The following is a 10,524-nucleotide window of genomic DNA, read 5'->3' as shown; positions in this document are numbered from 1 at the left end:
CCAAAGTCCTGATTTCGGACGCTCTTTCTCCCGCCGCCGTGCAGATCTTCAAGGATCGCGGCATCGACGTGACCTTCGATCCGAGCCTCGGCAAGGACAAGGACAAGCTCGCCGCGATCATCGGCGAGTATGACGGCCTCGCCATCCGCTCGGCGACCAAGGCCACCGCCAAGCTCCTGGAGCAGGCGAAGAATCTCAAGGTCATCGGCCGCGCCGGCATCGGCGTCGACAATGTCGAGATCCCGGCGGCGACCGCGCGCGGCATCATCGTGATGAACACGCCCTTCGGCAATTCGATCACCACTGCCGAGCATGCCATCGCCATGATGTTCGCGCTCGCCCGGCAGATCCCCTCCGCCGACCTCTCGACCCAGGCCGGCAAGTGGGAGAAGAACCGCTTCATGGGCGTCGAGATCACCGCCAAGACGCTCGGCCTGATCGGCTGCGGCAATATCGGCTCGATCGTCGCCGAGCGCGGCATCGGCCTGAAGATGCGCGTCATCGCCTTCGACCCCTATCTCTCGCCGGAACGCGCCGTGCAGCTCGGCGTCGAGAAGGTCGAGCTCGACGAGTTGCTGAAGCGTGCGGATTTCATCACCCTGCACGTGCCGATGACCGAGAAGACGAAGAACATCCTCTCGGCCGAGAATCTCGCCAAGACCAAGAAGGGCGTGCGCATCATCAACTGCGCGCGCGGCGGCCTGGTCGACGAGGCAGCACTCGCCGAGCTGATCAAGTCCGGCCATGTCGCGGGCGCCGCCTTCGACGTGTTCTCGGCTGAGCCGGCCGAGACGAACCCGCTCTTCGGGCTGGAGAACGTCGTCTGCACGCCGCATCTCGGCGCCTCGACCAATGAGGCGCAGGAGAATGTCGCGCTCCAGGTCGCCGAGCAGATGTCGGACTACCTGCTCAAGGGCGCGATCACCAATGCGGTCAACTTCCCGTCGATCTCGGCCGAGGAAGCGCCGCGGATCAAGCCCTTCGTCGCGCTGGCCGAAAAGCTCGGCTCGTTCCTCGGACAGCTGACCGAAGCCGCCGTGAAGGGCATCCGCATCGAGTATGAGGGCGCGGTCGCCCAGCTCAATCTGAGGGCGATCTCGGCCGCCGCGATCACCGGCGTGCTGCGGCCCTTCCTGCCCGAGATCAACATGGTCAACGCCGCGATGATCGCCAAGGAGAAGGGCATCGTCGTCGAGGAGATGACACGCGAGGTCGCCGGCAATCTCGAGAGCGTCATCCGCATCGTCGTCGATGCCGAGGACATGCCGCGCCATGCCTCCGGCACGGTGTTCCAGGACGGCAAGCCGCGCATCGTCGAGATCCGCGACATCCAGGTCGATGCCGAGTTCGCGCCGCACATGCTCTATGTCCGCAATGCCGACAAGCCGGGCTTCATCGGTCAGTTCGGCTCGCTGCTTGGCGCGGCCGGCGTCAATGTCGCGACCTTCAGCCTTGGCCGCGACAAGCCGGGCGGGGATGCGATCTGCTATGTCGCCGTCGACGAGGCGATCTCGGACGAGCTGCTCGCCAAGATCCACGAGATCCCGATGGTGAAGCGGGCGCGCCGGCTGAAGTTCTGAAGCCGCCGGCATCGCGCCCAAACGGCGCCGCAATCCAGATCCCCTGTGGCCCCGCCACAGGGGATTTTTCATGCCGCGATTCGCCGCTCTCGCCCTCGCCTGCCTCGTTGCCACGCCAGCTCTCGCCGACTGGGACAGGGCAAAGCTCGACAGCGGCATCAAGACCATCGAACAGGATGCCAGGGGCCGCCTCGGTGTCGCGCTGATCGATCTGAAGGACCGCAAGAGCTGGTCGCATCGCGGGCAGGAGCGCTTCCCGATGCAGAGCGTCTTCAAGCTGCCGCTCGCGATCGCGGTGCTGCAGGCGGTCGAGGCCGGCAAGCTCGGGCTCGACCAGGAGATCCGCGTGAAGCGCACCGAGCTCGCGCCCTACTGGAGCCCGATGAAGAAGGGCTTCAAGGGTGAGGAACAGGGCTACACGGTCACGGATCTTCTGACCCGCTCGACCGGGGCAAGCGACAACAGCGCCGCCGACGTGCTGATGAAGCGGACCGGCGGGCCGAAGGTCGTCACGACGATGCTGAACGAGGGCGGCATCGCCGGAATTTCGGTCGATCGCTATGAGCGCGAATTCCAGCCCGAGATCGCCGGCCTGCCGGCCTTCGCCTGGGATGAGGTCATCGACGACGAAGCCTTCGAGGCCGCGATCGCGGCCATGCCGAGGGAGAAGCGGCGCCCGGCGCTGGAGAGCTATATCAAGGGCGAAGCTCGGGATTCCGCCACGCCCGAGGCCTCGATCGCCTTTCTCGAAGGCCTCGCCAGGGGCAACTGGCTGCGCGAGCCGGCGCATGACCGGCTTMTGACCGAGATCCTCTTGAAATCACCGACCGGCGCCCAGCGGGTCAGGGCCGGCCTCCCCGCTGGCGCGAGTTTCGCGCATAAGACCGGCACCGGCGACACGCTCGACGGCATCAACAGCGCCACCAACGATATCGGGATCGTCGCTCTGCCCGACGGGCGGCGTTTCGCGATCGCGGTCTATCTTGCCGGCGCGCAGGCCGATGCCACAGCGCGCGAAGCGGCGCATGCAGCCGTGGCGAAGCTCGCGGTCGAGAGCCTGAACTAAAGCATCGGCCCGAAAAGTGGAGTGCGGTTTTCGGGAAAGCGATGCAAATACAGGAGGTTAGATCATCGGACTGGATATATATGATATCCGATCCGTTGATCTAAGGGATCACGCCCTGGAGGCGCGATGTTCGGCGATCCAGATGCCGCCGAGCACCAGCGTCAGCGCCAGCCCGTGATAGAGCGCGAGTCGCTCGCCCAGGATCAGCACGGCGAGCATCGGTGCGAAGACCGGCACCAGGTTGACGAAGACGCCGGCCCGGCCAGGTCCGATCAGCTCGACCGCGCGCAGGAAGAAGAGCTGGGAGAGCAGCGACGGCCCGAGCACGACAAAGGCCAGGATCGCCCAGCCTTCGTGGGTCGGCCAGATGACGCTGCCGTTCCAGATTTCGAGCCCGAGCAGCGGCAGTGAGACGATGCCGGCGACGATCGCCATCGCCGTGAAGAAGACCAGCCCCGGCACGGCCGGACGCGAGCGGATCCCGACCGTGTAGCCGGCATAGAAGACGCAGCCGATGATCATCCAAACATCGCCCGGCACGAAACTGAAATTCGCCAGCGTCGCGAAGTCTCCGCGGCTCGCCGTCACCACGACGCCAAGCATGGTGACTGCGACGCCGATCGCCTGCATCCAGCCGATCGGCGTGCGATAGGCGATGAAGGCCCCGATCAGCACATAGACCGGGATCGAGCCCTGCAGAATCCCGATATTGATCGCGGTCGTCGAATAGGCCGCGAGGTACATCAGCGCGTTGAAGGCGGTGAAGCCAAGGGCGCCGAGCATGATGATCCGCCAGCGATGCGCCAGCAGGACCGGGGCATAGTGCTTCAGCTCGCGCCGCAGCATCAACGGCAGGATCGCGCAGACGAATACCCAGCGCAGCGAGGTCAGCGCCATTGGCGAGATCTGCCCCACGGCAAGCCGGCTCGCCACGGCATTGCCGCCCCACATCAAGGTGGTGAGGATCAGGAGCAGGTAGGCGTTGCCCCAGACACGCTGCGGCAGGGAGGTGGCTGGGGACAAGGTTGCGGCCTGTGCGGGGGCGGAATGCGCTTCAATAGCCTTGTGTCCCCGTCGCATCCTATGAGATGAGGCGCAAGGCTGCCCGTCGCCCGACGCATCCCTCCCAAGAGGCGTTTGCCACCATGCTGCATGTTTCGAGACCGCTGCGCCTGCTCGTCGTCGATGGCAACACACGGGAGCAGCGCGAGAGCCATGCTGCCGGCTATGGCAGCCAACCGGGCGAAGCCTATGCCGATGTCGTGCGCTCGATCGCGCCCGAGAGCATCACCGATATCTGCCTGCCCGCCGATGCCGGCGCGAACCTGCCGGACGGTGCGGGGCTCTCGTCCTATGACGGCATCTTCCTCACCGGTTCAGCCCTGCACATCTACAACCTCGAACCGTCGGTCACGCGCCAGATCGAGCTGATGCGGGCGATCTATGCCAGCGGCACGCCCAGTTTCGGCTCCTGCTGGGGCATCCAGATGGGCGCGGTCGCCGCCGGCGGCACCGTCGTCGCCAACCCCAGGGGCCGCGAGATCGGCGTCGCCCGCAAGATCACCCTGACCGAGGCCGGGCGCTCGCATCCGCTGCTCGCCGGTCGCCCGCTCAGCTTCGATGCGCCCGCAATCCATCTCGACACCATCGCCCTGCCCCCGGCGGATACGACGGTCCTCGCCTCGAATGCCTACAGCGCCGTGCATGCAGCCGAGATCCGCCATGACGGCGGCACCTTCTGGGGCGTGCAATATCATCCCGAATTCCCGCTCGGTCAGGTCGCCTCGATCCTCGGGCGCATGGTGCCAGCCCTGATCGCGGAAGGTTTCCGCAAGGACGAAGCGGCGGCGCAGAGCTGGCTTGCCGATCTCTACGCGCTCGATGCCGAGCCGACGCGGCATGATCTCGCCTGGGCTCACGGCCTCGATGAAGAGGTTCTGGACAGCGAGCGGCGCGTGACCGAATTGCGGAATTTCATCGCACATCGCGTCAAGCCTCACATGAGCATGCGCGCCAGGGCCTGAAAGCCAGGGCACATCCGCATTCCGGCCCAATTCCGCCTTGGCCGCGCCGAATTCCGACGCGCCAATCCGCCGCACTGATTTGCCTCGGGGGGAATGCCTGATGATGAGCCGACTTGCCGCCGCCCTGATCTTCGCGCCGAGCCTTGCAAGCGCAGCCGAGATCGAACTGCCGACGCGGATCGACCGGGTCACGGTCTATCCCGACGGCGCGGTGGTGACGCGGCTCGGCAAGGCCGAATTGCTGCAGGGGGCCTCGCAGGTCGTGCTGCGTGGCCTGCCGGCGGCGGTCGATCCCGCCTCGATCCGTGTCGAAGGCAAGGGTGACGGCGCCTTCGCGATTGGCGCGGTCGATGTCCGCCCCGTTCCCGGCGATGCCAGGCAGGGCCTCGATGCGGTGATCGAGACCAAGCTCAAGGCCCTGCGCGAGCAGAAGGAGACGCTAGAAGGTCAGGTCAGCGCGATCGAAGCCAAACGCGGGACCATCGAGCGTTTCGGCCAGACGGGCCCCGACAAGCTCGGCCCCGACGGCAAGGCACTGCCGATCAGCGACTGGCCGGCCGTGTTCGACGCGATCGGCACCGCGCTGGTCAAGGTCAATGACGAGCTGCGCATCGCCCGCAGCCGCGTCTCGGATACGCAGGCTGAAATCGAGGCTCTGGAGCGCACAAGGCCACAGGCCGGCCGCGGCAATGCACCCAAGCGCGACGTCGCGATCGCGGTCGAGGCCAAGGCCCCGCTCGCAGCCGAGTTCACCGTCAGCTACCGCGTCACCAGCGCGAACTGGCTKCCGAGCTATGAGGCCAGGCTGGCGACCGGCAGCKCCGCMGCCAAGCCCGAGATCACCTTCATTCGCCGCGCGGAGCTGCGCCAGCGCACCGGCGAGGACTGGACCGACGTCGCGCTGACCCTCTCGACCACGCGCTCGGCGGGCGGCACGCGCGCACCCGAGCTCGCCCCGGTGCAGGTCGCCTTCCTCGATGCGGCGGTTCTCTATGAGAGYCGCACRCGCGTCAGTGCCGCGCCGGCCCCGATGGCGGCGGCCAAGGCGAGGGCCGAAGCCGAATTCGAGGCCGCGAAGTCGCGCAAGATGGCGGATTCAGCGCGCCCGGCAGAAGTCCAGACGGCCCAGGTCGAGACCAGTACCTATCAGGCGAGCTTCATCGTGCCTGGCCGCGTCACAGTCCCCCAGGGCGCGACGTCCAAGGCCGTGGTGCTGAGCCAGGGCCAGGTCAGCCCGACGCTCCTGGCCCGCGCCACGCCGGAGCTTGAGGAGAAAGCCTATCTCGAAGCCGTCTTCCTCCACGAGGACGAGGCACCGCTGCTTCCAGGCGAGGTCCTGCTGCACCGTGACGGCGCCTATATCGGCCGCGGCCGGCTCGGGCTGGTCGCGCCCGGCGACAAGGTCGAGCTCGGCTTCGGCGCAGATGACAAGCTCAAGGTCAGCCGCGCCCCGGTGCGCCGCCGGGAGAACGAGCCGACCTGGCTTGGCCAGACGCGCACGGATCTGCGCGAATTCAGGACTGTGGTGAAGAGCCTCCACGCTCAACCGGTCAAGGTCACCGTCATGGAACGCGTGCCCTTCTCGGAGAACAGTTCGATCACGGTCGAGACCCTGCCGCAGACTACGCCGCCCACCGAGAAACAGGTCGGCGACAAGCGCGGCGTCTCGGCCTGGACCTTCGATCTCGCCCCCGGCGCGGAGAAGGAGATCAAGCTCGCCTACCGCCTGAAATGGCCGGGGGACCGCGAGGTCACGTTCGAGTCCAGGCCAATCCAGCCGGCGGACATGCCGCGCCCGCTGGCGCAGAACTGACTGGATGATCGGCGCGGATCTCGTATCCGGCMCGATGATCTAACTTTTCCCTGTTCGCATCGGCTTTCCCGAAAACCGCCATCCACTTTTCGGGCCGATGCTCGAGGGTTCAGCGCCGCACCGCCGCAGGGACGGCGCGGAAACTGATCGCCATCCGATTATAGGCGTTCATCAGGCCGATCGCGATCGTCAGATCGGCCAGTTCCTTCTCGCTGAACTGGGCAGAGGCGGCCGCAAACTCCGCATCGGGCACGGTGGTGTCAGCGACACGCGTCACGGTTTCGGCCCAGGCCAGGGCGGCCCGCTCCTGCTCGGAGAACAGGCTCGGCGCCTCGCGCCAGGCCGGCACCAGCACCAGCTTCTCGACGGCAAGGCCGCCCTTGAGCAAATCGCGCGAATGCATGTCGATGCAATAGGCGCAGCCATTGATCTGCGAGATCCTGAGATAGACCAGGTCGACCAGGGATTTGGCGAGGCCGGACTGGCCGACATGAGCATAGACTCCGCCAAGAGCCTTCATGCCGGCAGGCGAAACGCTGGTGTAATCGAGACGCTGGGTCATGGGGTCGCTCCTCACTGGTGATCGGGAGTGGTCAGCACCTCTTCGGTGCTGTCGACGATGAAGACGGCGAGCAGGCGCGCCGGCTCGGTCTTGCTGGCATTCTCGCTGATTGTGTGGTGCGCGCCCGGCACCTCGAACCAGGTCTCGCCGGTCCGGTAGACCCGGGCCGGCTGGTCATCGACCTGGCTGCGGATCGCACCCGAGAGCACATGGGCGTAGATGAAGGCCGAACCGGCATGATGGTGCGGGGTCGAGGCCGCGCCGGGCTTGTAGGTCACCTCGACGCTGACCAGGCTCTTGCCGGGAATGTTGGGAATCGCCTGCCGGAATACCGGCTTGACCGTCTCTCCGCCCGGCCTGGGCGAATGAGCCGAGGCGATGGCGGGAAGGGCGAGCGCGGCAAGCAGGGCCGCGCCGGCTGCAGAGGCTCGAAAGCTCATCTCCGTTCTCCGTTCATTTCGATGGCAGGAGAATGCGCGCCGGATGATGCATGAGAAAGCACCAAGATCGACAGAAACGGCTATACCATGATGTGATGACCGCTCCGCTCCGCATCCAGATCGACCGCAGCGCCAAGGCGCCGCTCGCCTTGCAGATTCACGCCGMCATTCGCGATGCGATCCGGGAGGGCCAGCTCGCCGGCGGGGCGCGCCTGCCGTCCTGGCGCGATCTTGCCGCGCAGCTTGGCATCGCCCGCGGAACGGTCAGGGCCGCCTATGAGAGGCTGAGCGACGAGCAGTGGATCCTGTCGCAGGGCGCCGCCGGAACGCACGTCGCGGACAGGATGCCGGTGCTGGCGGCAGCCGAGCAACCCAAAGACAGGCCGCCCTTTCCTGAGCTGTTCCCCGATTTTGAGAACGCACCGCTCGCCTTCCAGATGGGCGTTCCGGCGCAGGATGCCTTCCCCATCACCCTCTGGTCGCGGGTGATGGTGCGCGCTGCCCGGAAGGCCGCGGTCGCGCCGGTCKGTTATCCCGATCCACGCGGGCATCCGGACCTGCGTCGCGAGATCGCCGCCTATCTCGCCATCGCGCGCGGCATTCGCTGCACGCCGACCCAGGTCCTGGTAACCAACGGCTTTGCGGGTTCGCTCGGTCTCATCATCCGTACCTTACGCCTCGAGGGTCGCTCAGCCTGGTTCGAAGAACCCGGCTTTCCCCTGACGCGCAGCGCCCTCCAGCTTGCAGGAATGACGACCATTCCGGTGCCGGTCGATGGCGAGGGCTTGTCGGTCACCGAGGGCATACGGCGCGCTCCGAAGGCGGCGCTGGCCGTCGTCACCCCGGGGCAGCAGGCTCCGCTCGGGGTGACGCTGTCGCTGGCACGCCGGCTGGCTCTGCTCGACTGGGCCCGGCAAGCGGGGGCCTGGATCGTCGAGGACGATTATCTCAGCGAGTTGCAGCTCAAGGGACGCGCAGCGCCAGCGCTCGCCTCGCTCGATCAGGATGGCTGCGTCCTGCATGCGGGCAGCTTCAGCAAGACGATCAGCCCGGCGTTGCGGCTCGGCTTCCTGGTGGTTCCGGCCGCCGTCGCGGAGGCCTTCGGCACGATTGCCGCCTGTCTCGCGCCGGCTCCGTCCGCCGCGCTTCAGCATGCCGTGGCCAGCTTCCTGGCCGAGGGCCATTATCTGCGCCACCTGCGCCGCATGAAGCGGCTCTACAGCGCACGGCGCGAGTTGCTGCTCCAGCAGTTGCAGGAGACCGCAGAAGGGGCTTTCGCCATCCATGCCACCGGCGGCCTGTCCGTACGGATGGAGTTGCCGCCCGGCACTGACGATTTCGACATCGCCTTGCGCGCCCTGCCCTTCGGGATCGCGCCGGTGCCGCTCTCGCCCTGGTATGCGGAGCCGCCCGAGCGCCGCGGCCTGTTGCTGGGCATCACCAATTTGGCGGAACGGCGGATTGCGGCCGATTGCGCCAGGCTGATCGAACTCGTGCGGCTCGATGGCAGGTGATCCGCGCGCGAGTGTCAGATGGTCGCAGGATCAGGCCCGATGCGCGCAACTCCGTGCGGACAGCCGCCTCTCCGGCACGCGGTCAATCTTGACCTTGCCGCAATGTTGGCCCATGAGGGCTTGCAAGGACTTGCCCCGAAACCCCGGCCTTGCGTCGGGGTTTTTCATGTGCGCGGCGCTTGCGGCAACGAGGCAGGGATACCAGTCCGATGGCGAATGTGGTGGTGGTCGGCGCCCAATGGGGTGACGAAGGCAAGGGCAAGATCGTCGACTGGCTGTCGAGCCAGGCCGATGTCGTGGTGCGCTTCCAGGGCGGTCACAATGCCGGCCATACGCTCGTCATCGACGGCGTCGTCTACAAGCTCTCGCTACTGCCGTCCGGCATCGTTCGCCCCGGCAAGCTTTCGGTCATCGGCAATGGCGTCGTGGTCGATCCCTGGCATCTCGTCGAGGAGATCGAGCGGCTGCGCGCCCAGGGCGTCGCGATCTCGCCCGAGAACCTGCGCGTCGCCGACAACGCGACCCTGATCCTGCCGCTGCACCGCGAGCTCGACCATTTCCGCGAGACCAGCAATGCCGGGCTGAAGATCGGCACGACCAAGCGTGGCATCGGCCCCGCCTATGAGGACAAGGTCGGCCGGCGTGCGATTCGCGTCATCGACCTCAAGGACCCCGCGATCCTGAAGGCCAAGATCGAGCGCCTGCTCGCCCATCACAACGCGCTGCGTCGCGGGCTCGGCATCGGCGAGGTCGATGCCTCCGAGCTGCTCGAGCAGCTGACCAAGGTCGCGCCGCAGGTCCTGCCCTATGCCGACACGGTCTGGGCGCTGCTCGATTCCGAGCGCCGCGCCGGCAAGCGCATCCTGTTCGAAGGCGCACAGGGCGCGCTGCTCGATGTCGACCACGGCACCTACCCGTTCGTGACCTCCTCCAACATCGTCGCCGGCCAGGCCGCKACCGGCTCCGGCTTGGGCCCCTCCGCGGTCGGCTATGTGCTCGGCATCGCCAAGGCCTACACGACCCGCGTCGGCGAAGGCCCCTTCCCGACCGAGCTCTTTGACGAGACCGGCGAACTGATCGGCCAGAAGGGCAAGGAATTCGGCGTCGTCACCGGGCGCAAGCGCCGCTGCGGCTGGTTCGACGCCTGCCTGGTGCGCCAGACCGTGAAGACCTCCGGCATCGACGGCATCGCGCTGACCAAGCTCGACATCCTCGACGGCTTCAAGGAGATCAAGGTCTGCATCGGCTATCGCCTCGACGGCGCCGTGCTCGAGCATCTGCCTGCCGGCCAGAGCGATCAGGCCCGCGTCGAGCCGATCTATGAGACGATCGAAGGCTGGGAAGGCTCGACCGCCAATGCCCGTTCATGGGCGGACCTGCCGGCCCAGGCGATCAAATATGTCCGCCGCATCGAGGAGCTGATCGGCGCCACTGTCGCCGTGCTCTCGACCAGCCCCGAGCGCGACGACACCATCCTCGTCCACAATCCTTTCGAGGGTTGACGGGCGAGCCCAACACGGACAAT

At 66.8% G+C, this 10,524-nt stretch carries 9 protein-coding genes; 6 read left to right on the top strand and 3 right to left on the bottom strand.

The window, feature by feature from the left end:
• Nucleotides 1–1,580 (top strand): phosphoglycerate dehydrogenase (serA, locus tag AC1DJT_RS06550; protein WP_476833751.1); only part of this gene is annotated, 1,580 nt, incomplete at its 5' end.
• A gap of 70 nt (nt 1,581–1,650) precedes the next feature.
• Nucleotides 1,651–2,646 carry a class A beta-lactamase gene (gene bla, locus AC1DJT_RS06545; RefSeq protein ID WP_476833750.1) on the top strand — a complete coding sequence of 332 codons (996 nt, stop codon included), beginning with the start codon at nt 1,651–1,653 and terminating at the stop codon, nt 2,644–2,646.
• Between the two features lie 108 nt (nt 2,647–2,754).
• Here the strand turns inward: bla and AC1DJT_RS06540 are convergent, their stop codons facing one another.
• A complete protein-coding gene (locus AC1DJT_RS06540; RefSeq protein ID WP_441504385.1) occupies nt 2,755–3,669 on the bottom strand; it encodes a DMT family transporter in 915 nt (304 codons plus the stop codon).
• Between the two features lie 122 nt (nt 3,670–3,791).
• On the opposite strand from AC1DJT_RS06540, the gene AC1DJT_RS06535 reads away from it, so the two are divergent.
• Both AC1DJT_RS06535 and AC1DJT_RS06530 read left to right on the top strand, forming a co-directional pair.
• The gene (locus tag AC1DJT_RS06535; RefSeq protein ID WP_441487973.1) at nt 3,792–4,670 is read left to right on the top strand and encodes a type 1 glutamine amidotransferase; all 879 of its coding nucleotides are present in this window, start codon (nt 3,792–3,794) and stop codon (nt 4,668–4,670) included.
• Nucleotides 4,671–4,773: 103 nt separating this feature from the next.
• Nucleotides 4,774–6,483, top strand: a complete 1,710-nt coding sequence (locus AC1DJT_RS06530; protein ID WP_476833749.1) for a mucoidy inhibitor MuiA family protein — start codon at nt 4,774–4,776, stop codon at nt 6,481–6,483.
• 109 nt (nt 6,484–6,592) lie between these two features.
• On the opposite strand, the gene AC1DJT_RS06525 is transcribed toward AC1DJT_RS06530, so the two are convergent.
• Both AC1DJT_RS06525 and AC1DJT_RS06520 read right to left on the bottom strand, forming a co-directional pair.
• Nucleotides 6,593–7,045, bottom strand: coding sequence for a carboxymuconolactone decarboxylase family protein (locus AC1DJT_RS06525; protein ID WP_441487971.1), 453 nt, complete (start codon nt 7,043–7,045; stop codon nt 6,593–6,595).
• An 11-nt stretch (nt 7,046–7,056) separates the two neighbouring features.
• Nucleotides 7,057–7,485 (bottom strand): cupin domain-containing protein, encoded by a 429-nt coding sequence (locus AC1DJT_RS06520; RefSeq protein WP_441487970.1) that lies wholly within the window; start codon nt 7,483–7,485, stop codon nt 7,057–7,059.
• 95 nt (nt 7,486–7,580) lie between these two features.
• Between AC1DJT_RS06520 and pdxR the strand changes: the two genes are divergently transcribed.
• Both pdxR and AC1DJT_RS06510 read left to right on the top strand, forming a co-directional pair.
• Nucleotides 7,581–8,999: a MocR-like pyridoxine biosynthesis transcription factor PdxR gene (pdxR, locus tag AC1DJT_RS06515; protein ID WP_476833748.1), complete on the top strand. Its 1,419-nt coding sequence runs from the start codon at nt 7,581–7,583 to the stop codon at nt 8,997–8,999.
• Nucleotides 9,000–9,208: 209 nt separating this feature from the next.
• Nucleotides 9,209–10,501 (top strand): adenylosuccinate synthase, encoded by a 1,293-nt coding sequence (locus AC1DJT_RS06510; RefSeq protein ID WP_113517094.1) that lies wholly within the window; start codon nt 9,209–9,211, stop codon nt 10,499–10,501.
• The last annotated feature ends 23 nt before the right edge of the window (nt 10,502–10,524 follow it).

This window comes from Allobosea sp. 05T422_2 (genome assembly GCF_056396265.1).
Note: the sequence above shows the minus strand (reverse complement) of the source record. Positions and strands in the feature narration are given on the sequence as shown.

Bases quoted from the DNA above. Each gene is read 5' to 3' on its own strand.
- AC1DJT_RS06525 (WP_441487971.1), bottom strand. From the start codon at position 7,045: ATGACCCAGCGTCTCGATTACACCAGCGTTTCGCCTGCCGGCATGAAG.
- AC1DJT_RS06535 (WP_441487973.1), top strand. From the start codon at position 3,792: ATGCTGCATGTTTCGAGACCGCTGCGCCTGCTCGTCGTCGATGGCAAC.
- AC1DJT_RS06520 (WP_441487970.1), bottom strand. From the start codon at position 7,485: ATGAGCTTTCGAGCCTCTGCAGCCGGCGCGGCCCTGCTTGCCGCGCTC.